At 70.0% G+C, this 24,932-nt stretch carries 22 protein-coding genes; 12 read left to right on the top strand and 10 right to left on the bottom strand.

Features of this window, described 5'->3' with window-relative positions; translation table 11 throughout:
- Positions 1 to 29: 29 nt before the first annotated feature.
- From F6J85_RS16735 to F6J85_RS16720, 4 genes are read right to left on the bottom strand one after another with little or no spacing between them, the layout of a single operon-like run.
- Entirely contained in the window at positions 30 to 1,259 is a 1,230-nt protein-coding gene (locus tag F6J85_RS16735) for a cytochrome P450 (protein WP_150926805.1), read from the bottom strand.
- A complete protein-coding gene (locus F6J85_RS16730) occupies positions 1,256 to 2,434 on the bottom strand; it encodes an ABC transporter ATP-binding protein (RefSeq protein ID WP_150926803.1) in 1,179 nt (392 codons plus the stop codon). The genes F6J85_RS16735 and F6J85_RS16730 overlap by 4 nt, the downstream gene beginning before the upstream one ends.
- 1 nt (position 2,435) lies before the next feature.
- Positions 2,436 to 4,211 carry an ABC transporter permease gene (locus F6J85_RS16725; RefSeq protein WP_150926801.1) on the bottom strand — a complete coding sequence of 592 codons (1,776 nt, stop codon included), beginning with the start codon at positions 4,209 to 4,211 and terminating at the stop codon, positions 2,436 to 2,438.
- Between the two features lie 57 nt (positions 4,212 to 4,268).
- On the bottom strand, positions 4,269 to 5,471 hold the full coding sequence (locus F6J85_RS16720) for a cytochrome P450 (RefSeq protein ID WP_150926799.1): 1,203 nt from the start codon (positions 5,469 to 5,471) through the stop codon (positions 4,269 to 4,271).
- Positions 5,472 to 5,627: 156 nt separating this feature from the next.
- Here F6J85_RS16720 and F6J85_RS16715 point away from each other — a divergent pair, with 156 nt between their 5' ends.
- Together F6J85_RS16715 and F6J85_RS16710 are read left to right on the top strand one after the other, a co-directional pair.
- Positions 5,628 to 6,737 (top strand): 5-methyltetrahydropteroyltriglutamate--homocysteine S-methyltransferase, encoded by a 1,110-nt coding sequence (locus F6J85_RS16715; RefSeq protein WP_150926796.1) that lies wholly within the window; start codon positions 5,628 to 5,630, stop codon positions 6,735 to 6,737.
- Positions 6,738 to 6,875: 138 nt separating this feature from the next.
- Positions 6,876 to 9,692: a DUF6351 family protein gene (locus F6J85_RS16710; RefSeq protein WP_150926794.1), complete on the top strand. Its 2,817-nt coding sequence runs from the start codon at positions 6,876 to 6,878 to the stop codon at positions 9,690 to 9,692.
- 77 nt (positions 9,693 to 9,769) lie between these two features.
- On the opposite strand, the gene F6J85_RS16705 is transcribed toward F6J85_RS16710, so the two are convergent.
- From F6J85_RS16705 to F6J85_RS17840, 4 genes are read right to left on the bottom strand one after another with little or no spacing between them, the layout of a single operon-like run.
- On the bottom strand, positions 9,770 to 10,765 hold the full coding sequence (locus F6J85_RS16705; protein WP_150926793.1) for a VOC family protein: 996 nt from the start codon (positions 10,763 to 10,765) through the stop codon (positions 9,770 to 9,772).
- Positions 10,766 to 10,789: 24 nt separating this feature from the next.
- A complete protein-coding gene (locus F6J85_RS16700) occupies positions 10,790 to 11,863 on the bottom strand; it encodes a 4-oxalomesaconate tautomerase (RefSeq protein ID WP_150926791.1) in 1,074 nt (357 codons plus the stop codon).
- Positions 11,850 to 12,560 carry a 4-carboxy-4-hydroxy-2-oxoadipate aldolase/oxaloacetate decarboxylase gene (locus F6J85_RS17845; RefSeq protein WP_202980850.1) on the bottom strand — a complete coding sequence of 237 codons (711 nt, stop codon included), beginning with the start codon at positions 12,558 to 12,560 and terminating at the stop codon, positions 11,850 to 11,852. The genes F6J85_RS16700 and F6J85_RS17845 overlap by 14 nt, the downstream gene beginning before the upstream one ends.
- Complete coding sequence (locus F6J85_RS17840) at positions 12,557 to 13,306, bottom strand: PIG-L deacetylase family protein (RefSeq protein ID WP_202980849.1); 750 nt, start codon at positions 13,304 to 13,306, stop codon at positions 12,557 to 12,559. The genes F6J85_RS17845 and F6J85_RS17840 overlap by 4 nt, the downstream gene beginning before the upstream one ends.
- A 190-nt stretch (positions 13,307 to 13,496) precedes the next feature.
- Here F6J85_RS17840 and ligM point away from each other — a divergent pair, with 190 nt between their 5' ends.
- Entirely contained in the window at positions 13,497 to 14,903 is a 1,407-nt protein-coding gene (ligM, locus tag F6J85_RS16690; protein WP_150926789.1) for a vanillate/3-O-methylgallate O-demethylase, read from the top strand.
- Positions 14,904 to 14,950: 47 nt separating this feature from the next.
- On the opposite strand, the gene F6J85_RS16685 is transcribed toward ligM, so the two are convergent.
- A complete protein-coding gene (locus F6J85_RS16685) occupies positions 14,951 to 15,382 on the bottom strand; it encodes a MarR family winged helix-turn-helix transcriptional regulator (protein ID WP_150926787.1) in 432 nt (143 codons plus the stop codon).
- 202 nt (positions 15,383 to 15,584) lie between these two features.
- Here F6J85_RS16685 and F6J85_RS16680 point away from each other — a divergent pair, with 202 nt between their 5' ends.
- The 4 genes from F6J85_RS16680 (at position 15,585) to F6J85_RS16665 (ending at position 19,321) form a co-directional block, all read left to right on the top strand.
- Positions 15,585 to 16,190: a hypothetical protein gene (locus F6J85_RS16680; RefSeq protein WP_150926785.1), complete on the top strand. Its 606-nt coding sequence runs from the start codon at positions 15,585 to 15,587 to the stop codon at positions 16,188 to 16,190.
- A gap of 79 nt (positions 16,191 to 16,269) precedes the next feature.
- A complete protein-coding gene (locus tag F6J85_RS16675; protein WP_150926783.1) occupies positions 16,270 to 16,731 on the top strand; it encodes a MaoC family dehydratase in 462 nt (153 codons plus the stop codon).
- On the top strand, positions 16,728 to 17,633 hold the full coding sequence (locus F6J85_RS16670) for an SDR family NAD(P)-dependent oxidoreductase (protein WP_150926781.1): 906 nt from the start codon (positions 16,728 to 16,730) through the stop codon (positions 17,631 to 17,633). Before F6J85_RS16675 ends, F6J85_RS16670 begins: the two co-directional genes overlap by 4 nt.
- Positions 17,634 to 17,635: 2 nt before the next feature.
- Positions 17,636 to 19,321: an AMP-binding protein gene (locus F6J85_RS16665; protein ID WP_150926779.1), complete on the top strand. Its 1,686-nt coding sequence runs from the start codon at positions 17,636 to 17,638 to the stop codon at positions 19,319 to 19,321.
- Here the strand turns inward: F6J85_RS16665 and F6J85_RS16660 are convergent.
- Positions 19,272 to 20,039, bottom strand: coding sequence for an NAD(P)-binding domain-containing protein (locus tag F6J85_RS16660; protein ID WP_150926777.1), 768 nt, complete (start codon positions 20,037 to 20,039; stop codon positions 19,272 to 19,274). The two genes, F6J85_RS16665 and F6J85_RS16660, sit on opposite strands and share 50 nt — an antisense overlap.
- 190 nt (positions 20,040 to 20,229) lie before the next feature.
- On the opposite strand from F6J85_RS16660, the gene F6J85_RS16655 reads away from it, so the two are divergent.
- Genes F6J85_RS16655 through F6J85_RS16635 form a run of 5 tightly spaced genes read left to right on the top strand, consistent with a single transcriptional unit; the run spans position 20,230 to position 24,913 of the window.
- Positions 20,230 to 21,012, top strand: a complete 783-nt coding sequence (locus F6J85_RS16655; RefSeq protein WP_150918926.1) for an ABC transporter ATP-binding protein — start codon at positions 20,230 to 20,232, stop codon at positions 21,010 to 21,012.
- Positions 20,999 to 21,709: an ABC transporter ATP-binding protein gene (locus F6J85_RS16650; protein ID WP_150926775.1), complete on the top strand. Its 711-nt coding sequence runs from the start codon at positions 20,999 to 21,001 to the stop codon at positions 21,707 to 21,709. Before F6J85_RS16655 ends, F6J85_RS16650 begins: the two co-directional genes overlap by 14 nt.
- Positions 21,710 to 21,711: 2 nt before the next feature.
- The gene (locus tag F6J85_RS16645) at positions 21,712 to 22,593 is read left to right on the top strand and encodes a branched-chain amino acid ABC transporter permease (protein ID WP_150926773.1); all 882 of its coding nucleotides are present in this window, start codon (positions 21,712 to 21,714) and stop codon (positions 22,591 to 22,593) included.
- Positions 22,593 to 23,660, top strand: a complete 1,068-nt coding sequence (locus F6J85_RS16640; protein ID WP_150926772.1) for a branched-chain amino acid ABC transporter permease — start codon at positions 22,593 to 22,595, stop codon at positions 23,658 to 23,660. The genes F6J85_RS16645 and F6J85_RS16640 overlap by 1 nt, the downstream gene beginning before the upstream one ends.
- Positions 23,657 to 24,913, top strand: coding sequence for an ABC transporter substrate-binding protein (locus F6J85_RS16635; protein WP_238706996.1), 1,257 nt, complete (start codon positions 23,657 to 23,659; stop codon positions 24,911 to 24,913). Before F6J85_RS16640 ends, F6J85_RS16635 begins: the two co-directional genes overlap by 4 nt.
- Positions 24,914 to 24,932: the final 19 nt, after the last annotated feature.

Genomic DNA, 24,932 nt, shown 5'->3' with positions numbered 1-24,932 from the left:
GGGGACGGGAGGCGGGGGATGGGGCGGGGTCAGGCGCGGACGAAGTCCAGGGGGACCGAGCGCGTGCCCCACTCGGCCCAGATCGCCATCTCGGGCTCGTCCGTAAGGCGCCAGGACGCGGTGCGGGCGAGGGCCTCCTCCAGCGTGATGCACATCATCATGCGCGCGAGCGGCGCGCCGGGGCAGCTGTGCGTACCCCGCCCGAAGGCGATGTGCCGCTGGATGTTCTCGCGGTCGAGGATGAACCGCTCCCCGTCGGGGAACACCTTCTCGTCGCGGTTGGCCGAGGTGTACACGAGGGCGATGGGGTCGTCCTTGCGGATGAGCTGGCCCGCCAGCACGACGTCCTCGCGTGCGGTGCGCGCCATCCCGCGGTACGGCGAGTACAGCCGCAGCATCTCCTCGACGGCGGCCGGGATGAGCGACGGGTCGGCGCGCAGAGCGTCCTGCAGGCCGGGGTCGCGGCTCAGATGCACGAACATGTTGCCGGTGAAGACGCTGGGCGCGACCATCCCGGTCACGATGAGCTGACGCACGCATCCGAGGATCATCGCCGCCGGCAGCGGCTCGCCCTCGTGCCGCGCGGCCAGTAGTCCCGCGGTCAGGTCCTCCTCGGGATCGAAGTCCCCGGCCACGCGCTCGTCGATGATGCCCTGCGCGATCTCGTAGAGCCTGCCGCTCAGTGACTTCACGGTGTCGTGGTCGAGCACCTGGATGGCGTCGACATAGGTGCCGCTGACGTTCTTGATGAGCTCGGACGTGGCCACGTCGAGATTGAAGAACTTCGCGAACACGTATGCGGGGAATCGGTGCGCGTACTGCTTGCACACGTCGATCCAGCGCTCGGACAGCAGCGGATCCAGCAGCGAGACCGCCGCCTCCCGCACGTGCGGCTCGAGCGCCCGCATACGCGGCGGCGTGAAGAACCGGTTGATCACCCGGCGGTACGCCGTGTGCTCGGGGGGATCGAGGTGCAGCGGCGGCCGCACGCCCGTGAAGGCGAACTTCGGCACGGCGTTTTGCTTGCGCGTGGTGAAGTGCTCGATGTCGGTGATCACCTGGAGCACTTCGTCATATCCGACCGCCGCCCAGAATCCGTCGTACTCCTGGCTCCGGGCCAGGCCGTCGTGGCGCTGCCGCAGCTGACGGAACTCCTCGTGCGCGCTCGTGAAGGTCTCGCCCGGGCGCACCGGATCGAAGTCGTGCTCGTCGCGGCGTCGCTCGTCGTCCCGCGTGCCGGGAAGGTCGGAGATCGTCATGCGCTCACTCCCGTCGAGCCCTCGGCCAGGACGCGCAGTCGCGCGGCCGGGACGAACAGCGTGATGTCGTCGCCGTCGCGGTGGGCCGGCTCCCCGAGCGTCGTCACGCGCACGCGCTGGTCGGTTCCGCCCAGCCGCACGACCGTCTCGGACGTGGCGCCGAGGAACAGGACCCGTTCGACGATCCCGTCCCACACGTTCCCGTCTTCCCGCCGCTCGTCGACGATGCCGTACTCCGGGCGGAAGCACGCCACGACCCGGTCGCCGACGGTCAGGCCGTCGGAGGCCCGGATGCCGCGGGCCTGACCCGCGGGCGTGTCCAGGACCACCGTCTCGCCCTCCAGTGCCTGCACGGTCGCGGGGATCTCGTTCGTGGTGCCGATGAAGTTCGCGACGTAGCGGCTCGTGGGTGCCGAGTACACCTCGGTGGGAGGTCCGAGCTGGCGCACTCTGCCGGCGCCCATGACGGCGACACGGTGCGCGAGCTCCATCGCCTCATGCTGATCATGCGTGACGTACACGGCGGCGAAGCCGAGGGTGCGCTGCATCTCGAGCAGTTCGCGCCGCAGCGTCTCGCGGACCTTCGCGTCGACGTTCGAGAGCGGCTCGTCGAAGAGCACGAGATCGCCGCCGTCCACCAGCGCACGCGCGAGCGCGACGCGCTGCTGCTGCCCGCCCGACATCTGGCCGGGGAACTGCCGGCCCAGCTCGCCGACGCCCACCAGCTCGAGGACGCGGTTCACCTTCTCGGCGATCTCCGCCTTGGAGTATCGCTGCCTGCGGCTGCGCAGCGGATAGGCGACGTTGTCGAACACGGTGAGGTGCGGCCACAGCGCGTAGGACTGGAAGATCATGCTGAGGTTGCGCTTCTCCGGCGGCAGCTCGATGCGCCGCTCGTGGGAGAACACCGTCGCCCCGTGGATGTCGATCTCGCCCTCGTCCGCGCGTTCGAGGCCCGCGATCGTCCGCAGCAGCGTGGTCTTGCCGCATCCGGAGGGCCCGAGAAGCACGACGAATTCGCCGGGCATGACATCCAGCGTCACACCGTCGATCGCGTTCGCGACGGTGCCGTCGGCCCGGCGGAACCGCTTGGCGACCTCGCGCAGGCGCACGACGGGAGCGGTGCCCTCGTGCGCGCCGGCGCCGGCCGTGCGGGTCTTGAGCGTCTGCATCATGTCAGCTGCCTCCGAGGCTGTGGTGGTTCCAGCGTGCGAGGCGCCGAGACACCACGAGCACGCCGATGACGATGACGGCGCTGAGCACCGTCAGGAAGGTGGACACGGCCGCCAGTTCGGCGTATGAGCCGTTCTGGTAGATCTCCAGGATCCGGAAGCCGATGACGTTGTTGCGCGTGCCGGCCAGGATGGAGGACGCGGTGAGGTCGCCGATCATGCGGACGAACAGCATCGCCCAGCCCAGGACCAGGGCGGGGGCCATGAGGGGCAGGAAGACGCGGCGGATGGTGCGGGCCTCGCTCGCCCCCGACACGCGCGAGGCCTCGGGCAGCTCCCTGCCCACCTGGGCCACCGCCGTGTCGGCGCTGACCGAGGCCTGCGGGATGTACAGCGCGAGGTAGGCGCCGATCATGATGATCGCCGTGCCGCCGAGCTGGAACGGCGGGCCGGCGAACGCCAGGACGAAGCCGACCGCGATGATCAGGTGCGACAGCATCGCGGGGAACTTGATGGTGCCGTCGAGGAACCTGGCCGCGCGGCTGCGTGAGCGGACGATCCACAGTGACGCGAGCGCGACCGCGGCGATGCCGATGATCGAGCCGATGACGCCGAAGGTGAGGCTGTTCGTCAGGGCCCGTCGCGTCGAGCGGTCTTCGAACAGGGCGTTGACGAACGCCTCGAAGCTCAGAGCGGTCCAGTCGATGTTGAGGGTCCAGAAGCCGTTGAGGGAGACGATCAGCAGTGCGAGAACCGGGGCGATGGTCGTGAAGAAGATGTACAGCACGACGCCCGCGCGCACCCACGGCCGTGCCTTGCCCAGGCGGATCCGCGTCGCGCGCTGCCCCTTGCCGCCGATCGTGGCGAACCGGCCGCGCTTGAGCGTCGTGGTCTGGACCCACCAGAACACCGCCACGAAGGCCACGAGGATGAGGCTCAGCCCGATCGCCGCGCCCGTCTGCGCCGGGAAGGTGAAGTTCAGCAGGTGCACGATGCGCGTGGAGAGGATCGGGATGTCGGCACCGCGGCCGATCACGCTGGGGATGGAGAACAGCCCGAAGCTGCTCATCAGGATGAGCATCGTGGCGCCCAGGAGGCTGGGGAGCATCGCCGGCAGGGTGACCTTGCGCAGGGTCCGCAGCATCGGCGAGCCGCTCACACGGCTCTGCTCCTCGAGGGACGGGTCCATGTTGCGGAGGCCGGTCGTGCACATCATGAAGCTGTAGGGAACCGCGTAGATCGTGTAGACGAGGATGAGGCCGTACCACGTGTAGATGTCGAAGGGACCCTGCTCGGCCTGGATCCCGAACAGGCCCAGGAACCACCGCAGGATCCCGTTCAGGAACCCCGCCTGCGGCGAGAGCAGGAGTACCCAGCCGATCGAGCCGGCGATGGGCGGCAGCATGAAGGGGATGAGCGGCATCGCCTCGGTGATCAGGCCCATGCCCGCATCCGTGCGCTCGTTGATCCACGCGAGCACCGCGCCGATGACGAGGGCGATGACGGTGCTGACCGAGACGACGATGAGGGTGTTGCGCACGAGGCCGACGACGTCCTCCTTCGCCAGCGCGTCGAGCACCTCCTGGCCCTGCGTGACCGCGCTGACGGCCACGGCGACGAGCGGGACGACCCCGAGGGCGCCCATGGCGGCGGCCACGACGATGCAGACGATCGTGAACGGCGACAGCCGGCGCCGGGCGCGGCCGACCGGCACCGCACCGAAGGGGACCGTCGGCGGCCCTGTGGGCGGCGGGGCGGTCGGGGGAGACAGCGTCGTCATCGGGGTCCGTCTTCGTCGAATCGGATACGTTACCGAAAAGCTAACGACCGGACATCGTTAAGTCAAGGATAGGGCGGGCTCTCCGGCCGGCACGACCTGCACCGGCACGGCGGTGAGGCCGACCTCGGGCATGCGCGCGTGTTCGAACGGGCCGACGGCGCGGATGGCGGTCGTGGCGCCCAGCAGCTCCTCCAGCGCGATCGTGATCATCATGCGGGCCAGCGGCATCCCCGCGCAGCGGTGGCGGCCGCGCCCGAAACCCAGGTGCTGGTGGATGTTGGGACGATCCATCACGAATGACTCGGGGTCGGGGAACATCGCGGGGTCGCGGTTGGCGGCGGCGTAGGCGAGGGTCACCGGGACCCCCGGCTCGATGGTGCGCCCGTGGAGGGTGACCGGGTGCGACACCGTGCGGGCGAACCCGCGGTAGGGCGTGTACAGGCGGATGAACTCCTCGACCGCCGCGGGCAGGAGCGACACGTCGGCGCGCAGGGCGTCCTGCAGCGCGGGGTCGTCGGAGAGGTGTCGAACGATGGAGCCGAGGAGGATCGGTGGGGCGACCATCCCCACGACGAGGCTCTGGCGCAGCGCCCCGACGATGTGCTCCTCGCCCAGCGGTGCCCCGTCGACGCGTTCGGCGAGCAGGGAACTGGCCGGATCCTCCTCTTCGGGGAGGGGATCGGCGCGTCGGCGGACGACGAGGTCTCGCGCGATGTCGTACATCTTCTCGCTCATGGCCGTGACCGTCGCGCCGTCCTGCTCGCGCCACGCGTTGACCCAGGCGAAGGACGTGCGCGCCAGGTGCGGCGCGACCTCCGGTTCGAGGTTGAGCCACGTCGTGGTGACCCAGGCCGGGAACTGCACGCCGAATCCCGTGGCGATGTCGCCTTCGCCGGCCTCCAGCAGCGGACGCAGGGCCTCGCGCGCCCGCATCCGCAGCTCCGGTTCCAGGCGCATGAGTCTGCTGCGCTGAAGCGTGCGATCCAGCGCCCTTCGGTAGGGGGTGTGGGCCGGTGCGTCGAAGTTCAGGGGAGGCCTGCGCAGTCCCCGCGGGTCGCTGGGCACCACCGCGCGCACGGACGAGATGAAGGTGCGGGGGTCGGATGCGGCATCCCGGACATCGTCGTATCGAGTGAGGGCGTAGAACCCGCCGTACGCCGAGGAGTACGCGACCGGGCACGCCTCCCGCAGGCCCGCGTACATGGCGTGGGTCTCGGCGGGGTCATCGGTGGTGGTGGGGTCGAAGTCGTCGACGCGCATGTTCTCCTCGCCATCGAGAATAGAGCCACAGAAATTGTTCCGCTCGTCCATCATCGTGTCACACAATCCGTCCGGACCGGCACGATCGGCGGAGCCGCATGACGCCGCGTGACGCCGCCCCGGCACCGCGCGCACCGCGGTCGTTACGCTCGCAGGGTGTCCACTCCTCCCTTCCGTGCCGATGTGGTCGGCAGCTTCCTCCGTCCCGCAGCCCTCGCCGATGCGCGGCACCGACATGCCGAGGGGGCGCTGGATGACGACGGCCTGCGCGCCGTGGAGGATCAGGAGATCGCCACCCTCGTGCGCCGGCAGGCCGAGAACGGACTGCAGGTCGCCACGGACGGGGAGTTCCGACGGTCGTGGTGGCACTTCGACTTCTTCGGGCTGCTCGACGGCGTCGACATCGTCGAACTCGATCACGGCATCCAGTTCCAGGGAGTGCAGACCAAGCCGCGCGGCATCGAGATCTCCGGGCCGATCGGATTCCCCGCCGATCACCCGTTCCTCGCCCACCTGCGGGCCCTTCAGGATGACGCGGCCGCGACCGGGGCGACGCCGAAGTTCACCATCCCCGCGCCCACGGTGCTGGATTTCCGCGTCGAACCGGGGCACATCGATCCCGCGGTCTACGACGGTCACGCCGCCATCACCGACGACCTGGTGCGCACGTATCGCGACGCCCTCGCCGCCTTCTACGACGCCGGCGCGCGCTACCTGCAGTTCGATGACACCGCGTGGGCGTACCTGTGTTCCGACGTCGAGCTGGCCAAGGCCCGGGAGCGCGGCGTCGACACCGACGGCATCGCCGAGCGGTACGCGACTCTGCTGAACCGCATCCTCGACGGCAAGCCCGACGACCTGACCGTGACCACGCACGTGTGCCGAGGCAACTTCCGCTCGACGTGGATCTCCTCCGGCGGCTACGAGCCGGTGGCCGAGCAGCTGCTGGGCAACACCGCCTACGACGGGTACTTCCTCGAGTACGACAGCGATCGCGCGGGCGGCTTCGAGCCGCTCCGGTTCCTGCCCGAGGGCGACAAGACCGTCGTGCTCGGCCTGGTCACGACCAAGACCGGCGCCCTCGAGGACGCGGGCGACGTGCGAAGCCGCATCGACGAGGCCGCGCAGTACGCGCCACTCGACCAGCTCGCACTGAGCCCGCAGTGCGGCTTCGCGTCCACCGAGGAGGGCAACACCCTCACCGAGGATGAGCAGTGGGCGAAGGTGCGGCTCGTCGTCGACGTCGCCGGCACCGTCTGGGGCTGACGGCGGGCGCTCGCCGCGCCGCCCGTCGTACCCGTTCTCGGGCGGATTGACGGCCGGTGCGACGACTCTTTAACGTGTGAGCAGCGGGGCCAAGGACGGCACCGGGGACGATGTCGTCCCACGCGATGAAGGGGCGCCATGAAGACACCCGGGTTCTCGGCGACCAGAGCGGGAGCGCTCCTGGGCGCTCTCACGCTGGTCGCGACCTTGCTGACGACACCCGCCGCCCAGGCGGCCGCCGTAGAGATCGAGATCCTCTCGGGGAGGGCCGATAGCGTGTCCGGCGGCAACGCCCTCGTCTCGATCACCGGCGCCGGAGACGGCGCGCGGATCACCGCCGCCGGCGTCGACGTCACCGAGGGGTTCGCGCCGCGTGCCGGCGCCCTCGTCGGCCTCGTCGAGGACCTGCCCCTCGGCGTCAGCGAGATCGAGGTCTTCGAAAGCGGAGCGGACGTCGCGTCGCTCGAGGTCGTCAATCATCCCCTCACGGGCCCGGTCTTCTCGGGACCGCAGCATCCGATGTACTGCACCGCATCGGGAGCTCCCTGGAACCTGGGCGCCCTCGACGCCGACTGCCACGCCCAAGCCGCCGTCGTGACGTATCGGTATCGCACGACCGCCGGCGGCTTCGCCGACTACCCCGCCGACGGGACGCGGCCGGCGGACCTCGCCACCGCGACGATCGACCGCGTTCAGGTGCCCTACATCGTGCGCATCGAGAGAGGCACGATCAACCGTGCCGTGTACGAAGTGGCGTTGCTGCACGAGCCCGGCGCCCCCCTGCCCACGCCGTGGGCGGATGCCCCGGGGTGGAACAGGAAGCTCGCCTACACCTTCGGCGGTGCATGCGGCGTGGGGTACTGGCAGGGCACCAGCACGGGTGGCGTGGAGAATCACTCGCTGCTCAGCCGCGGGTATGCGGTCGCATCCTCGACCCTCAACGTCTACGCGACCAACTGCAACGACGTCACGAGTGCGGAGACCGCCATGATGGTCAAGGAGCACGTCATCGAGGCCTACGGTCCGGTTCGTTTCACGATGGGCTCGGGCGGCTCGGCCGGCACGATGCAGCAACTGCTGCTGTCCAACAACTATCCCGGGATCCTCGATGGCGTCCTGGGCGAGATCGGTTACCCCGACGAGCGCTCGACGACGCAGGCCGGGCACGATTGCCGCGGGCTCCAGAACTTCTGGGGGAGCCCCGCCGGCGCGGGATGGACCGACGCGCAGAAGACCGCCGTGACGGGGCAGGCGGTGCCGTTCACGTGCGTGGGGTTCACGTTCTTCGACGGCGTGGACGACCCCAACCGCGGATGTGCCCCGGCAATCCCCGCAGGCGACCGCTGGTCGCCGACGAACCCGGATGGGCTGCGGTGCACCATCTCCGACATGGTGCAGAACGTCTACGGCACCGATGAGGAGGGCCGCGGGCTCCGGGCCATCCCGGACAACATGGGACTGCAGTACGGTCTGGGGGCCCTTGATAACGGAGACATCGACGTCGAGCAGTTCCTCGCGCTGAACGAGAACATCGGCGGCATGGATGTCGACGGCAACCGGACACCGGAGCGCTCCGAAGCGAGCCTGGCCGCGATCCGGCGGGCGTACGAGACCGGCCGCATCAACATGATGACCGGCGGTCTCGAACACATCCCGGTACTGGAGATCCGCGGCTACAGCGACCCGCGGGGCGACTTCCACGAGCGCTACCGTTCCGCGATCATCCGCGAGCGGATGCTGGCCGCCCACGGAGACGCCGGCACCCATGTGAACTGGACGAGCCCGGAAGGAGCCGTCAACAACATCATGCGCGAGGAGGCGATCGACTACCTGGACGACTGGCTCGAGGCGATCGAGGCCGCCGGTGGTGCGGCCGATCGCGCCCGCACCGTCGCCGCGCGACCCGATGGACTCGTCGACGGCTGCTTCGACACGTCGGGCGCGTTCGTCGCCGAGACGCTCGACTACGATGACGCCTCCAGCACGTGCAACACCCTGTACCCGTATCACTCCGAGCCCCGCGCGGTGGCCGGAGAGGGGCTCATGCGCGACGTTCTCAAGTGCGAGCTGGCGGCGCCGGTCCGAGCGGATTACCCCGTGCTGACCGACGCGCAGTGGGATCGTCTGCGGGCAGCGTTCCCCGAGGGGGTGTGCGATTGGACGAAGCCGGGCCAGGGGGCGGCCGAACTGGTGGGCACATGGCTGGACTTCGGCGACACGACGCCCGTGCAACTCGACGGCCCTGCGATCACGGGCGACGCCCAGGTCGGCGCGACGCTGTCGGCGACGGCCGCCTCGGCCACGCCGGGGGCCGAGTTGACGTACCAGTGGTTGGCCGACGGGCAGCCGATTTCCGGTGCGGTGTCGCCGAGCCTGGAGGTGGCCCCATCCCTGTTGGGTTCGGAGCTCACCGTGCGGGTCACGGCGGCAGCGGACGGCTTCGTCACCCGCACCGCGGTGTCGGCCGCATCCGCAGCTGTCCGCGACGCGCCCGGCCCGCCTCCGACTCCGACCCCGACCCCCGATCCGACGGGGTCTCCCGATCCGTCGGACCCGGATGACTCCTGGGCGGTTGTCCGGGTGTCGCCGCGGACGGTGGAGCAGGGCGGTTCCGTGTCGGTCGAAGTGACCGGACTGCGGGCGGGACAGACGATCGGTGCGACGGTGTTCAGCGATCCGATCGTGGTCGCGGGAATCCCGGCCGCCGACGGGACGGGCCGAACGTCGTTCACGGTGCGCATCCCGGCCGATTTCGCGCTGGGTGCTCACACGCTGGAGGTGACGTCTGCGGGGGAGACCCCCATCCGGGTCGGTTTGACCGTGGTGGCGGCAGGAAGCCTTGCCGCCACCGGCGCTCAAGTGCCGTGGATGCTCGCGTTCCTGGCGGCCGCGCTCTGCGTCGCGGGCGGCCTGATCACCGTGACGCGCAGGCGGCGCATCGGTTCCCGCGCGTAGCAGCCGCCACCGCACGTGAGACGGGTCCTCTCCCGAGGGAGAGGACCCGTCTCACGTGCTTCGCGGTGCGTGGGCGGTCAGAGCTCGCCGGCGAGGGCCTTCCGGTCCAGCTCCTCCTGGCCCTCGACGTACGGCGTGCCGTGGGTGTGGAACGTGGGGATCGTCTTCATGCCCCACGCCTGACCCTTCGCGCGCTCGGCCTGCGTCCACTCCACGACGGGCCAGTCGGGGTCGAGGATCAGCCGCGCGCCGGCGTTGGCGAGCTCGATGCGGTTGCCGCCGGGCTCCCACACGTACAGGAAGAACGTCTGGTTGATGGCGTGCTTGTACGGGCCGTACTCGATGTGCACGCCGTTCTCGAGGAAGATGTCGGCGGCCTTGAGGATGTCTTCGCGCGTGTCGGGGGCGAGGGCGAAGTGGTGGAAGCGCCCGCGCTGCTTCGTCCAGTCGTCGGAGTACACCACGTCGTACGACTTCTGGTTGAACCGGAACCACCACGCCCCGTACCGCCCGTCGTCCAGCCGCACGCGCTCGGACTCGCGGGCGCACATGACGTCGCGCCAGAACTCCCCGGCCGCGTTCACGTCGGCGGCGAGGTAGTTGATGTGGTCCATGCGCCGCACGTTCACGCCGCGACCGGGGAACGCCGAGGCCTGGTTCTTCAGTGCCGGCCGGTCCTCGTCGTCGGCGACGTACAGCTCGGTGTCGTAGTAGATGCCCATCAGGTGGCCGTCCGGGTCCTCGAACTCGTACGAGCGCCCGACTCCCACCTCCGGATCACGCCAGCCGTGCCCGAGCCCGGTCTTCTCGATCGCTGCGACACGGCGCTCCAGCGCCTCCGGGCCCGACGCGCGGTACAGCGTGCGTCCCACCCCGTTGGTGTCGGATGCCGTGAGCTTGAGCGTGTACAGCTGGTACTCGTCCCAGCAGCGCAGGTAGGCGGAGTCGCCGATGCGGGCGACCTCCCGCATCGCGAGCAGGTCGCGGAAGAAGTGCAGGCTCTCCTCGAACTTCGGGGTGAACAGTTCGACTCCGCCGAGGTGGGCGATGTCGTAATTCTCGCTGGTGGCCATGAAGGGGTCCTCTCTGACAGGTGTTCAGGGGCGCGGCCGGGGAAAGACCGTGCCGTCGAAGATCTTGCGGGCGGTGCGCGTGGAGACCGATGACGCGAGCCAGCGGCCCTCGTCAGCGTGCGACACCGTGACAGTGGCGGGGAAGGTCCCCGTGGGGTGTTCGATGTCGGTGACGTCGCCGGTGAGCTCGGCGAGGTCAGCGCCGACGGCGCCGGGCAGTCGGATGCCGGCGGCCACCGACGCCGCCATGAGCACGCCGATCGAGGTGTGCACGCGGGAGGGGATGAACGCGCGCGTGGCGATGGCCCCGCCGTGCGTGGGCGGGGAGAGCAGGATCATCTTCGGCACGGTCTGGGCGGTCACATCCCCCAGCCCCATGCGCCGGCCGGCTTCGAGGCGGACGCTCTCGAGCGCATCGTGCAGGTCGGGGCGCGCCTCCAGTTCTTCCGGGCTCTCGTCGCCGGCGACCCCGAACTCGTCCGCCCGCAGCAGCACCACCGGCATCCCGTTGTCGATGAGGGTCACGCGGTGCCCGGCGATCTCCTCGCTCACGTGTCCGGTGGGCAGGAGCGCCTTATCGCCTCCGGTCACCTCGAGCGAGATGCCGCCGGCCGTGCCGGGCACGCCGTCGATCGCGACGTCGCCGTCGTACTCGGGTGCGCCGCCTGGCGTCGCGAACGTCGCCGAGGCGACGTCGCCGGTGTTCAGGAGCCGGATGCGGACGGTGGTGCGGGGCTCGGAGGCGGCGACGAGCCCGCGCTCGAGGGCGAACGGACCCACGGCGGCGAGCAGGTTGCCGCACGTCTGGGCGTCGGCGACGACGGGCTCGTCCACCGCGACCTGCAGGAACAAATAGTCCACGTCGATGTCCGGATGCGTCGATCTCGAGACGATCGCGACCTTGGAGGTGAGCGGGTGCGCGCCGCCCAGCCCGTCGATCTGGGTGGGGTCGGGGCTGCCCATGACACGCAGCATGAGATCGTCGCGTACGGCGGGATCGGCCGGCACGTCGTCGGCCAGGAAGAACGCGCCCTTGGAGGTGCCGCCGCGCATCAGCATGCAGCGGATGCCGGCGCCGAAGCGGTCAGCTGCCGCCATCGTCGTACTCCGCCTGCGTGAGGTAGGTCACGCCGAGTTCCGCCAGGAGCGGGCGCAGTCCCTTGCGATCCAGGCTCAGCTCCCGCCCGCTGCCGTAGGCGTCGCGATCGGCCGACTCCTTCGCCACGCGTGCGTCGGCGGCGGTCAGGGCGGCCTCCGCGTGGGCGCGCGGTACGACGACGACCCCGTCGTCATCGGCGATCACGACGTCCCCGGCGTGGACGACGGCCCCCTCGACCACGACCGGGACGTTGACCGATCCCGGCGTCGCCTTGACCGTGCCCTGGGCGTGGACCGCGCGCGACCAGACCGGAAAGCCCATGTCGCGGAGATCGGCGATGTCGCGCACGCCGCCGGTGGTGACCAGGCCCCGGACGCCGCGCGCCGTCAGTGCCGTGGCGAAGAGGTCACCGAAGGCGCCGTCGGTGGAGGGCGAAGTCGTGGCGACGACGAGGATGTCACCGGCCCGGCACTGCTCGATGGCCGCGTGGATCATGAGGTTGTCGCCCGGTGCCTGCAGGACCGTCACGGCCGTGCCCGCCGTGCGGACGCCGTCCTGGATGGGGCGGATGCCGGGCCCCACGAGGCCGGTGCGGCCCATCGCCTCGTGCACCGTCGCGACGCCGTGCACGGCGAGCGCATCGACCGTCGCCGCGTCGGCGCGGGGGATGTCGGTGACGATGACGGGCCGGTTCACGCAAGCGTCCCGGTGACCTGCGGGAAGTAGCGCATGTACGCCTCGCCCATCGTCTCGTGAGCGAGACCCAGGTTGGGGCCGGCGTTGCGCTTGAGCTGCACGCCGCGGCGCACCGCGAGGTCGGTGTAGTAGGTCCACATGTGCTTCTGCGCCGGCAGGCACTCCATGGCGGCACGCTTCTGCGCGAACGCATCGGTGATGTCCAGCAACACGTCGGGGCGGAAGTCGCACTGCTCGGGCTGGTGGGGCTCGAAGAAGAACACCGGAGGCGCCCCGATGATCTCGTCCTTCGTCGGGAACGAGCCGTCCGAGTTCGCCACGCCGATCGCCTGCGCGAGCACCCGCGCTTCCAGCGCCATGCGCGCGGCGGCGGGGTGGTCGCCGTTGTACGGGTCGGTCAGGGTGTGCGTGAGGACGACGGTGGGCTGCACGCGGCGGTAGACGTCGACGAGCCGCGCGACGGCCTCGGGGCTCTCGCGCAGCGGGTAGTCGCCCAGATCGAGGAACTCGATGTCGGCGCCCAGGGCGGATGCCGCGGCTTCGGCCTCTCCGCGGCGGATCTGCTTGATCTCCTCGAGCGACTTGCCCTGCAGCCACTGGCTGGCCGACTCGCCGCGCTCGCCGTAGCTCAGGCACACGACCGTCGCCCGCTCTCCTCGCTGCGTGGCTGCGGCGATGGCGCCGGCTGCACGCCAGACGAAGTCGCCCGCGTGAGCGCTGATCACCAGAAGCGCGTCCTCTGCCATGTCCACTCCCGTCGCGGATCGTCACCGGCGCACGCCGCGATGCGTGCCCGGTCGATCCGGTGACAGCGAACCACACTCCCGTCCCCGGAGCAAGATTCTGTTGACAATCTTGGTTACCAAAACCACTATGGGCAGAGGGAACCGGTGCGCCGGACCCCATACGACGGACGACGAGGTCGAGGGAGCCGACATGGCGGACAATCTGCAGCAGCTGATGGACGAGCGAGGGAGCATCGTCCAGATGCTCCGTGACTCCAAACTCGGCACCTACATCTACCCGGTGGTGCCGGCCGAGTTCACGAACTGGCGGCGCGAGCAGAAGGCATGGCGTCACACCGCCGTGCTGTACGACCAGACCCACCACATGGTCAACTTCTTCATCTCCGGCCCCGACGCCCTGAAGCTCCTGAGCGACACGGGCATCAACAGCTTCGCGAACTTCCCCGTCGGCACCGCGAAGCAGTTCGTGCCCACCGCATCCAACGGCGGCGTGATCGGCGACGGCATCCTGTTCCACGAGACCCAGGGCGAGTACGTGTACGTCGGCCGCGCGCCGGCGGCGAACTGGCTGCAGTTCCACGCCGAGACCGGCGGATACGACGTGCAGTTCCGTTACGACGACCGCTCCCCGTCGCGCCCGTACGGCAAGGCCGTGCACCGGGAGTACTACCGCTTCCAGATCCAGGGGCCGAACGCGTGGGCCATCATCGAGAAGCTCAACGGCGGGACCCTGGAGAAGGTCAAGTTCTTCCACATGGGTCACCTCACCATCGCCGGCGAGCAGGTGAGCACGCTCCGCCACGGGATGGCCGGAGCCCCCGGACTGGAGCTGTGGGGCCCGTACGAGCAGCACGAGAAGATCCGCGACGCGATCCTCTCCGCCGGCGCCGAGTTCGGGATCGAGCCGTGCGGTTCGCGCGCCTACTCCTCGAACACCCTGGAGTCGGGCTGGATCCCCTCGCCGCTTCCCGCCGTCTACAGCGGAGGCGACATCGAGCGCCGGTACCGCGAGTGGCTGCCGGGCAACAGCTACGAGGCCATCAACGCCCTCGCGGGATCGTTCGTCTCGGCCGACATCGACGACTACTACCTCAACCCGTGGGAGCTGGGGTACGGCTCGTTCGTGAAGTTCGACCACGACTTCATCGGTCGTGAGGCACTCGAGAAGATCGACCCGTCGGCGCAGCGCCGCAAGGTCACCCTCGCCTGGAATGACGAAGACCTCACCAAGGTGCTCGCGAGCGTTCTGGACCGCGAGGGCCCGGGCTACCAGTTCTTCGACCTGCCCAACGCCAACTACGGCTCGTCCAACTACGACGCCGTCATCGACGCGGACGGCAACACGGTCGGCCTGTCGCTGTTCACCGGCGTCACGGCGAACGAGAAGCGCGGCCTGTCGCTGGCGACGGTGGATGCGGATGTCCCCGTGGGTGCGGAAGTGCGCGTGGTGTGGGGTGAGCCCGACGGCGGCTCCGGCAAGACCACGGTCGAGCCGCACGAGCAGATCGCCATCCGCGCGATCGTGAGCCCGGTGCCGTACGCCGAGACCGCGCGCACCGAGTACCAGGGCGGCTGGCGCACCGCCAGCGCCAAGTAGGACGACGCGCGCCGGCGGACGAGGGCGAAGCCCCCCGCCGGCGCGTGTCAGCGGTGCTCGTCGCGCATCGCGTGGCGGGCCCGGCGGAGGTACTCGGCGAACTGCGCGCGCTCGTGCTCGTCCAGGTCGGTCAGAAGCGTCTGCTCCAGCTCGACCACGCGCGGCTCGAGCAGGTCGATCGCCCGTACGCCGGCGTCGGTGAGGAACAGCCGGATGCGGCGGCGATGCCCCGGATCGGGTTCGCGGCGGACCAGGCCCTGTTCGATCAGCGGCTCCAGCGTGCCGGCCATGGTCTGCGCCCGCACGAAGGAGCGGCGCGCCAGGTCGGAGCTCGTGGTCCCCGGCCGCCGGCGCAGCACCGTCAGCGCGGTGAACTGCGCCGCCGTCATCCCCGCCTCCGCGCACGCCGCCTCCAGGCGGGGCCGGAGGGCGAGTTCGAGCTGCTTGATCACGTAGACGAATCCGCCGGCCTCGGTCATGCGGGACGGCTCCGGGGCCGCACCGCGACGGCACGGAGGAGGATGGCGGCGAGGATGGTGCTCACGACGGAATGGACGGAGCGCGTTCGCTCTGGTCTATCGGGCACGGCGTCAGCTTACGTGGAGGTCCGCTCGATTCGGATGCTCGGGCGGGGCGGTCAGGTCCAGTGGCGGCGGGGTGGGGTTCGCTACGGTCGATGGCATGGCCGGTGGCACCGTGGAGCTCGATGAGTCGGGATGGCACACCCCCGCTCGAGACTTCGTTCCCGCGACCCACCGAGATCTGCCCATGCTGCGCGTATATCTGCCGTTCATAGACCGCGACGGGAACACCGTGCGCTGGTCGCGGTACGTCGACGTCGAGGAGCACTCCGCATCGCTGAACTGGTTCGAAGCGACACGTGACCTCTCGCAGGAGCAGCCCGCCATCCGCGACCTGGCCTCTTGCATGGGCCAACCGGACGAGACAACCGCGGAAGCACTTCGCGACGCCATCGGCGATCTGCCGCTGCGATGCCTGCGCTGGGTGGGGTACGGCGAGGTCCCCACCGACCCATCCGTCCGCGTGTTCGGCGAAGACTATTCTCCAGCCGACCTCGTGCCCGCCGACCTGGAAGCAGGACGCCGGATCCCGGAGTTCGCGTGGGATGCAGAGAAGCGGTTGGCGTGGGGTGGCCGGCTGTACCCGGATTCCCTCATCGTCGCTGCGGAGCTCTCGATCTTCCGGCAACTCCGCAACGACCCCCGCTTGGATTCCGTGTCCGTCCGCGTCGACCGGGACATCCTGCCGGGAAGTGCCGGAGACTGAGCCCGCAGGTGGTCGCGAAGCGAATGGGTTTCAGCTAGCCTGATACTGATGCGCAGATGCATCGGGCGAAGGAGCCGGGATGAGTGCGAACGCGGTGCGGGTGCCGATCGAAGAGTTGCCGACCCTGACGGGGGTGACGTTCGGGCCGAGCGAGTGGATGACGGTGCCCCAGGAGAGCGTCGACCAGTACGCCGCGGTGACGGGCGATCGCAACCCGATCCACCTGGACGCCGACTTCGCGGCGGCCACGCCGTTCGGCACACGCATCGCCCACGGACTGCTCACCCTCGGTCTGGTCGTGCCCATGATGGCCGAGGTCTTCGAGGTCACCGGCGCGAGCATGGGCGTCAACTACGGCATGAACAGGGTGCGCTTCCCCGCGCCGGTGCCGGTCGGCTCGCGCATCCGCGTGCGCGGCGAAGTGGCGACGGTCTCGGAGGTGCCCGGCGGGTGGCAGATCGAGACACCCGTGACCTTCGAGATCGAAGGCGGGACAAAGCCGGCCTGCGTGGCGGAGCTCGTCCTGAGGTACTACGCATGAGCGGGGGGATCAGACTGGGCGGCCGGGTCGCGATCGTGACCGGCGCCGGGCGCAGCCTCGGCCGCGCGTATGCGCGAGCGCTCGCCGCCGCCGGCGCGGCCGTGGTCGTCAACGACCTCGACGCCGACGCCGCCGAGGGCACCGTCGCCGAGATCGCCGACGCCGGTGGGCGGGCTGTGGCCGTCCCCGGCGCGGTCGGGCCGGCGGCCACCGCCGACGCACTGGTCGACGCGGCCGTGCAGTCGTTCGGCCGCCTGGACGTCATGGTCGCCAACGCCGGGGTGCTGCGCGACCGCGTGCTGTGGAAGATGTCGGATGAGGACTTCGACCTCGTCATCGACACGCATCTGCGGGGCTCCTTCACGTGCGGGCGCGCGGCGGCCGTGCGCATGCGCGAGCAGGGCGACGGCGGACGGATCGTGCTCATCGGCTCGCCGGCGGGGCAGTTCGGCAGCTTCGGCCAGACCAACTACGCCGCGGCGAAGGCGGGGCTGGTGGCGATGGCGCGGACGTGGTCGCTCGAGCTGGCACGCGCAGGGATCGCCGTCAACGCGGTCATCCCCACCGCCCTGTCGCCCATGACGGCCACGATCCCCGCCTACACCCAGGTGTACGAGGATTTCGTCGCGACCGGCAGCATCCCCGCCGAGTACCGGCGCGAGCATGCTCTGGGAACACCCGAGGATGTGGCTTCCCTCATCGTGTGGCTGGCATCCGAGGCGTCGGCCTCGGTCACCGGGCAGGCGATCGGCATCGGTGGCGACCGGCTGACGCTGTACGCCCACCCTGCCGTGCTGCGGACCGTCGACCGCGAAGGCGGGTGGAGCGCCGAGGAGATCGACGCCGCGTGGCGCGGCGAGCTCTCGCACCTCGCCCAGGTCTCAGGACCGGAGGCCGGCTGAGCATGCGCGCACCGTACTCCGACCTGTGGCAGGCCGTGGCCCGCGCTGTGCCCGAGCGCATCGCCATGATCACCGCCGCCGGGGAGGAGTGGACGTACGCGCGCCTGACGGCGGACGCGGCGGCCTTCGCCGCAACGCTGCGCCGGCACGGGGTGAGCCGCGGTGAGCGCGTGGCCATCCTGCTGTACAACCGTCCGGAGTTCCTCGTCACGTTCTTCGCGTGCCTGGCGATCGGCGCGACGCCGACGCCGATGAACTTCCGATTCCGCGCCGGCGAAGTGCGCGAGCTGCTGGACGACTCGGATGCGGCCGCACTGGTGTTCCCCACCAGCGCGGCCGGCACCGTCGCCGGCGCCCTCGGGGAGGCGGCCCGGACGCCGCTGGCCGTGCACGTACCCGACACCGACGAGGAGGAGGTGGTGCCCGGCATCTCGTGGCAGGAGGCGGTGGCCGCGCCGGGGGAGCTGCCCGCCTCAGCCCCCGACGACGGAGAGCTGTGGATCTACACCGGCGGCACGACGGGGCGTCCCAAGGCCGTCCGCTGGAACGTCGGCGACATGTTCGCCGCGCAGCTGACCCCCACCTACGCCATGGCAGGTCTGCCGTTCCCGGCCACGCTGGAGGAGGCGGTGGCCATCGCCGTCGACGCAGCCACCCCGCGCGTGGTGAATCTGCCGCTGGTGCCGTTCATGCACGGCACCGCGCTGACGACATCGATGAACACCTTCTCCCTCGGCGGCACGGTGCTGACGACCTCGTCGGCCGCCTTCGACCCGGACGCGGCGCTCGATCTGGCTGCCGCCCATGGTGCGAACCGGCTGATCGTCGCCGGCGACGCCGTCGCGCTTCCCCTCGTCGCGGCGGCCGAGCGCCGCAGCATCCGCCTGCCCGCCCTGCGCGTCGTGCAGAGTTCGGGCATGCGCTTCAGCGCGGCGGCCAAGCGCGGGCTGCACGCGATCGCTCCGGTCACGATCTTCGACATGCTCGCGTCGACCGAGGGCGGATTGTTCGCGCTGACCACGACGACCGGTCCGCAGGACCTCCCGGGCCGGCCGCGGCTCGTGCCCACCGCGACGGTGCGGGATGCCGAGGGGCGCGAGGTGCAGGACAGCCCGGGCGCGGTCGGGGTCCTCGCCCAGCGCGGCGCGCTGCCGCTGGGATACCACGGCGACGAGGAGAAGACCCGGGCGGGCTTCCCCGTCATCGACGGGGTGCGTCACGTCGTGCCGGGGGACTGGGTGAGGGTGCTGGAAGACCGCCACATCGAACTGCTGGGCCGGGGCAGCGGCGTCATCAACACCGGTGGCGAGAAGGTGTACCCGCAGGAGGTGGAGGAAGCACTCCTCGCGCATCCGGGGGTCGGCGATGCTGCCGTCGTCGGCGTGCCCGACGACCGGTTCGGCGAGATCGTCACCGCCGTGGTGACCCGTCGCGATCCCGGTCTGACCGCATCGGCCCTCATGGAGCACGTCGGATCTGCGCTGGCCGGGTACAAGAAGCCGCGACACATCGTGTTCCGCGGCTCCCTCGAGCGCACGCCGACCGGAAAGATCGTCCTCGACCGGCTTCGCGAGGAAGTCATCGCCGACCGCGCGCACCGCGCCGCCGACGGCGACACGTCCGCCGCCGAGGGAAGCCTCAGCGCTCCGCGAGAATCCGGTCGTACCACGCCAGCGTCGCCCGCGTGATGTCGGCGTGCCGGCCCTCCGCCTCCAGGATGGCCAGGGCGTCACGCACCTCCTGCTCGCGCCGCTCGATGTGGCGGTGGGTGCCCGTCACCAGGTGATCGACCTTCGCCGCCCCGCCGGGCCCGAACTCCCGCGCCATCTGCTCGCGCAGCCACTCCTCCGTGCCCGTGGCGCGCGCAGCCTCCAGCCCTTCGATCACGAGCGCCGCGAGCCCTTTCATGAAGACGCTGCGCAGGAGTTTGCGCTTGGCGGCGTCACCGGCCGGTGCATCCAGCACCTCCACGGGTGCCCCCAGCGGCCGCAGGAAGTCCGCGAAGAGGGAAGCGCCGGCACCGCTGGCCAGCAGCGCCGTGCGCTCGCCGGCCCGCGGCACCGGTGCGAGCACCGCGACGTCGGCCACGGCCACGCCGTGTGCGTCGCCGATGGCTGCGACGCGTTCCTTCACCTCCGGAGCCGCAGTGTTCAGGTCCGCGTAGACGGCGCCGCGCGGCAGGAGCGGGATGACGCGCTCGGCAGCGGCGACCGCGGTGCGGGCCCACACCAGGCTCAACACCACATCCGCGCCGGTGACGGCGTCGGCCGGTTCGTCGTACTGCGCGACGGCGTCGTCTGCCCGCACGTGCGGATCGTATCCGCGCACCTCGGCGCCGGATGCGCGCAGGCCACGGGCATACAGGGTGCCCGCCTCACCCAGTCCGATGACCGCGATCTTCGTCATGGGGCCTCACCCTAGCGACGTCCCACAGATTGACGCCACTATCGTCGACAATCGCCGCGACCGCTTCCCCGCGCTACGCTGTGGGAACCGCACCAAAATCGTTGACAATCCCAACTCGAATCCGTACGGTCCCATAAGGCCCTCTGGGCTACTGTCGCGAGCATTGACGCAACGACCCGAAAGGCGGCCGATGGCGGCGCAACTGACCCTGCACGACCTGAATCTGCGGTTCGGTGGAATCACAGTGCTGGAGGACGTGTCCTTCCAGGTCGAGCCCGGGCAGATCCTCGGACTGGTCGGGCCCAACGGCGCGGGCAAGACCTCCCTCTTCAACTGCATCAGCGGGCACTACCGACCGACGTCCGGCACCATCGCGATCGACGGCAACGCCGTGGAAGGCAACGCGCCCGCGACCCTGGCCGCGCACGGACTGGCCCGGACGTTCCAGCATCCCGCGCTGCAGCTGGAGGCCACCGTGCTGGAGAACGTCCTGCTCGGTGCGCACACGCGTCTGCCCGGTGGACCCCTGCAGTGGGGCATGCGGCTGCCGCGCACCGTGCGCGGCGAGCGTGCGCGCCGCGCCGAAGCGGTCGAGCTTCTGGAGCGTCATGGCCTGGGCTGGGCGACCAAGATGCGCGCGGACGAGCTCTCCCACGGGCTGCACAAGGGCGTCGAGCTGTGTCGCGCGCTGCTGTCGCGGCCTTCACTGCTGCTGCTGGATGAGCCGGCTGCCGGCTTGCCGCACGCCGAGGTCGAGCACCTCATCACGACGGTGCGCCGCATCCGCGACGAGGACGACATCACCGTGATCGTCGTCGAGCACAATATGGGACTCATCTCCGCGCTGACCGACCGCGTCGTCGTGCTCGACCACGGGCGCAAGCTGATGGAGGGCACGGCCGCGCAGGCGCAGTCGGACCCGCGGGTGATCGAGGCGTACCTCGGGAAGGACGCGACCGATGACGCTGCTTGAGCTGGATGAGGTAACCGCCTTCTACGGACCCGTGCAGGTGCTCGAAGGCGTCTCGCTGAGCGTGCCCGAAGGGGGTGCCGTCGGCATCCTGGGCGCCAACGGGGCGGGCAAGACCACCACCCTGCGCGCCATCAGCGGCGCCGTGCGCGCGGGGGGACGCATCGTCTTCGACGGCAAGGACATCCGCGGCAGGCGTCCCGAGCAGGTCGCCGGCATCGGCATCGCCCACGTGCCGGAAGGGCGCGGAACGCTGGGCGGTCTCACCGTCCGCGAGAACCTGCGCGTCGGCGCCTATCAGCGCAAGGATCGCAAGGGCGTCCAGACCGACATCGACTACATGCTCGAGCTGTTCCCCAACCTCAAGGAGCGGTACAAGTCGCATGCCTCGGCGCTCTCGGGCGGCGAGCAGCAGATGCTCGCCGTCGCGCGCGCGTTCATGGCCCGTCCCCGCCTCCTGCTGCTGGACGAGGCGTCGCTGGGGCTGGCGCCCAGCACCGCCCAGAACGTGTACGCCGCGATCGCGCGCCTGCGGGCCGAATCCGGGATCGCGATGCTCATCGTCGAGCAGAACGCCAACCTCGCCTTCTCGCTCGTGGACACCGCGACGGTGCTGGAGACCGGCCGGAGCGTGCTCACCGGCACGTCGGCCGAGCTTCGCGGCATGGACGAGATCCGACGCGCTTACCTGGGAGGCTGACCGTGGGGACCTTCATCCAGCTCGTCGTGGACGGGCTCTCGACCGGATCGATCTACGCGGCGCTCGCGCTGGCGATCGTGCTCGTCAACCAGGCCACGGGCCTCATCAACTTCGCGCAGGGCGGCATGGCTGTGCTCGCCGCCTACGTGGCCTGGTGGTTCACGGGCATGGGGGTTCCGTTGATCCTCGCGATCCTCTTCTCGGTCCTGATCTCGTTCGTCCTCGGCGCCCTCATCGAGCGGTACGTGATGCGCCGCTTCGAGCGCGGTGACCCCGACACCGCGGTGGTCGCCACGATCGGCCTGCTGACCCTCATCACCGGCATCTGCGGCTGGCTGTTCACCTACAACAACCAGCAGTTCGCGTCGCTGTTCCCGCTGGACACGGTGCAGTTCTTCGGTGCGTCCATCAGCATCCGCTCGATCGGCACGACCGTCGTCATCATCGCGATCATGCTCCTCCTGCAGGGCCTGTTCCTCGGGACCAAGCTCGGGCTCGCCCTGCGCGCGGTTGCGATCAACCCGCAGTCCGCCTCGTACTCCGGGCTGCCGGTGGGCCGGCTGCTGATGACCGGATGGGGACTGGCGGCGGCACTGGGCGCCGTGGCCGGAGCGCTGGTGGCGCCGCAGCTGACCCTGACCCCCGGCATGATGGACACCGCGCTGGTCTATGCACTGGCCGCTGTCATCCTGGGCGGGCTCACCAGCCCCTTCGGCGTCGTCCTCGCGGCATGGCTGATCGGTGTGCTGGAGAACCTCGCCGCCGTGTACGTGCCGTTCATCGGCTATGACCTGAAGGTCGCGGTTCCGTTCGCGCTCATCTTCCTCGTGCTGATCCTTCGACCTCAGGGCCTGTTCGGCCGGAAAGCGGTGGTGCGCGTCTGATGTCCGCAGCAGCAGAACTCTTCTCCCGCGCATGGGTGCGGTGGCTCCTGGTCGCGGTGGCGGTCGTCGCGCTGGCCGTGCTGCCGCTGATCCTGCCCGAGTTCGCCAACCAGACCCTCGCGCGCATCGGCGTCTTCGCGGTGGCCGTGCTCGGCCTGAACGTCGTCATGGGCTATGCCGGTCAGGTCTCCCTCGGCCAGATCTTCTTCGTCGGCGTCGGAGCGTACGTCACCGCGTACGGGGTGCAGCAGGAGTGGAACATCGTTCTGGTGTTCGTCCTCAGCATCCTCATCCCGGGGATCATGGGCCTTTTCATCGCGCTCGCCGCGGCGCGGCTGGGGGGCCTCGCCATCGCGATGGTCACGATCGCCCTGCCGATCATCGGAGTGCCGCTGGCCAAGCGGCTGGCCGATGTGACGGGGGGATCCCAGGGGCTCTCCTCCCGGTTCTCCGACTCGCCGTGGCCGGCGCTGTACAACGACCAGTGGCAGCTGTACCTGGTCATCCTCATCGGCGGGATCGTGTTCCTCCTCACCCGCAACCTCGTCCACGGCAAGTACGGCCGGGCGTTCGCGATCGTCAAGTCCAACGAGGCGGTCGCCTCGTCGATGGGCATCTCCCCGTACCGCTACAAGGTGCTGGCCTTCACCGTCGCCGCCCTGATCGGGGGCGTCGCCGGCTTCCTGTACATGGTGGTCGTGCAGTACACCTCGCCCGAGACGATGAGCTTCGGCCACTCGATCACGCTCCTGGCCTCGATGGTCATCGGCGGCGCCGCGAGCATCGTGGGGTCGCTGCTGGGAGGTGCGTACTACGTGCTCGTGCCGCAGCTGACCAACGTCATCGATCCCAACCTGACCGCACTGCTGCAGGGTGCACTGCTCCTGCTCGTACTGTTCGTCCTCCCCGGCGGCCTCGTGTCGCTGCCGCGCGTGATCGCGCGTGCCCGGCGAGGCGGACGCCGTGGCCCCGGCCCCGCCGGGACACCCCCGACCTCCCCGACCCGCTCCGCCTCGGAGCAGACCATCGCCGAGGGCACCAACACAGAGAGGCAAGATCAGGCATGAACATGCGAAAGAGCACGAGGACGGCGGTGGGCATCGTCGCCCTGACCTCCGCGGTCGCACTCACCCTCGCGGGCTGTTCGCGCGGCGGTGCGGAGGGGTCCGAGGGCGGCGGCGCGGCCAGCCCCGGGATCACCGACGAGACCATCACGCTGGGCATCACGACCCCGCTCAGCGGCGGCACCGCCGGTCCGGGCACCTGCACCGTGGCCGGCATCACCGCGTACTTCGGTGCCGTCAACGAAGCCGGCGGTGTGGAGTTCGGCGACGGCAAGACCCGCACGGTCGAGATCGACGCGCTGGATGACGGGTACGACCCGCAGAAGGCCAAGTCCAACTACGACCAGCTCAAGGACAGCGTCTTCGCGATGACGGCGGGCCTGGGCACGCCCACCAACCGCGCCTATCGCGACGCGGCGATGGCGGACGAGGTGCCGCAGGTGCTCGTCATGACCGGCGACCCCATCTTCAGTGAAGAGGGCGAGAGCCCGTGGCAGCTGGGCTTCGTGCCGATCTACCAGAACGAGGGTCAGGCCTTCGGCGAGCTGCTGGCGGCGTCGGGCGAAGACCACAAGGTCGCCATCCTGGCTCAGAACGACGACTACGGCGAGGGCTACGTCGAGGGCTTCATGGCCGGCATCGAAGGGGCGGACAACGTCGAGGTCGTCAAGGAGCTGACCTACGAGGCCACCGACACCTCCGTCGACGCGCAGCTGACCGAGCTGGCCTCCACCGACGCCGACGTCTTCTTCAACGCCATGTCGATCACGCCGCTGGCGATCTCGGCGCTGCAGAAGGCGCAGCAGCTGAGCTGGCTGCCCAGCTGGTTCCTGCCCTCCAACACGTCGAGCCCCGCCGCGATCGTCGAACCCGGTGGCGGCGCGGCGTTCCCGGGCGTCTACACGGTGGCGTTCGCGCAGGCCGCGGCCAGCCCGACGTTCGCCGACGAGGAGGGTGGCCAGCAGTTCCTGGACGACCTCAAGGAGTACGCCGACTACCAGGACGTGCCGGCGTTCCCGCACTGCGTGTGGAGCTACCAGGTGGGCGCCACGCTGCAGGAGGTCTTCGAGAACATGACCGAACCCACGCGGGAGAACTTCATGGCGGAGCTGCGCGCGATCGAGGACTTCCAGGCGCCGTTCATGCTCGAGGGCACCGCGGTCAACACCACCGAGGACGGCATGCCCGCCGTCTCGACGGTGGTCGTGCAGAAGTTCAACGGCAAGGGGTACGCGACGGTCGAGGACTTCGGCTGACGCATCCTCACGTGCGATG

It is taken from the genome of Microbacterium lushaniae (assembly GCF_008727775.1).
Classification (GTDB): domain Bacteria; phylum Actinomycetota; class Actinomycetes; order Actinomycetales; family Microbacteriaceae; genus Microbacterium; species Microbacterium lushaniae.
This window is presented reverse-complemented; position numbering and strand designations above follow the sequence as displayed.

Excerpts from the sequence above, each read along its gene's own strand:
- F6J85_RS16735 (WP_150926805.1), bottom strand. The coding sequence starts at position 1,259 with ATGACGATCTCCGACCTTCCCGGCACGCGGGACGACGAGCGACGCCGC.
- F6J85_RS16730 (WP_150926803.1), bottom strand. The coding sequence starts at position 2,434 with ATGATGCAGACGCTCAAGACCCGCACGGCCGGCGCCGGCGCGCACGAG.
- F6J85_RS16725 (WP_150926801.1), bottom strand. The coding sequence starts at position 4,211 with ATGACGACGCTGTCTCCCCCGACCGCCCCGCCGCCCACAGGGCCGCCG.
- F6J85_RS16720 (WP_150926799.1), bottom strand. The coding sequence starts at position 5,471 with ATGCGCGTCGACGACTTCGACCCCACCACCACCGATGACCCCGCCGAG.
- F6J85_RS16710 (WP_150926794.1), top strand. The coding sequence starts at position 6,876 with ATGAAGACACCCGGGTTCTCGGCGACCAGAGCGGGAGCGCTCCTGGGC.
- F6J85_RS16705 (WP_150926793.1), bottom strand. The coding sequence starts at position 10,765 with ATGGCCACCAGCGAGAATTACGACATCGCCCACCTCGGCGGAGTCGAA.
- F6J85_RS16700 (WP_150926791.1), bottom strand. The coding sequence starts at position 11,863 with ATGGCGGCAGCTGACCGCTTCGGCGCCGGCATCCGCTGCATGCTGATG.
- F6J85_RS17840 (WP_202980849.1), bottom strand. The coding sequence starts at position 13,306 with ATGGCAGAGGACGCGCTTCTGGTGATCAGCGCTCACGCGGGCGACTTC.
- ligM (WP_150926789.1), top strand. The coding sequence starts at position 13,497 with ATGGCGGACAATCTGCAGCAGCTGATGGACGAGCGAGGGAGCATCGTC.
- F6J85_RS16685 (WP_150926787.1), bottom strand. The coding sequence starts at position 15,382 with ATGACCGAGGCCGGCGGATTCGTCTACGTGATCAAGCAGCTCGAACTC.
- F6J85_RS16680 (WP_150926785.1), top strand. The coding sequence starts at position 15,585 with ATGGCCGGTGGCACCGTGGAGCTCGATGAGTCGGGATGGCACACCCCC.
- F6J85_RS16675 (WP_150926783.1), top strand. The coding sequence starts at position 16,270 with ATGAGTGCGAACGCGGTGCGGGTGCCGATCGAAGAGTTGCCGACCCTG.
- F6J85_RS16670 (WP_150926781.1), top strand. The coding sequence starts at position 16,728 with ATGAGCGGGGGGATCAGACTGGGCGGCCGGGTCGCGATCGTGACCGGC.
- F6J85_RS16665 (WP_150926779.1), top strand. The coding sequence starts at position 17,636 with ATGCGCGCACCGTACTCCGACCTGTGGCAGGCCGTGGCCCGCGCTGTG.
- F6J85_RS16660 (WP_150926777.1), bottom strand. The coding sequence starts at position 20,039 with ATGACGAAGATCGCGGTCATCGGACTGGGTGAGGCGGGCACCCTGTAT.
- F6J85_RS16655 (WP_150918926.1), top strand. The coding sequence starts at position 20,230 with ATGGCGGCGCAACTGACCCTGCACGACCTGAATCTGCGGTTCGGTGGA.
- F6J85_RS16650 (WP_150926775.1), top strand. The coding sequence starts at position 20,999 with ATGACGCTGCTTGAGCTGGATGAGGTAACCGCCTTCTACGGACCCGTG.
- F6J85_RS16640 (WP_150926772.1), top strand. The coding sequence starts at position 22,593 with ATGTCCGCAGCAGCAGAACTCTTCTCCCGCGCATGGGTGCGGTGGCTC.
- F6J85_RS16635 (WP_238706996.1), top strand. The coding sequence starts at position 23,657 with ATGAACATGCGAAAGAGCACGAGGACGGCGGTGGGCATCGTCGCCCTG.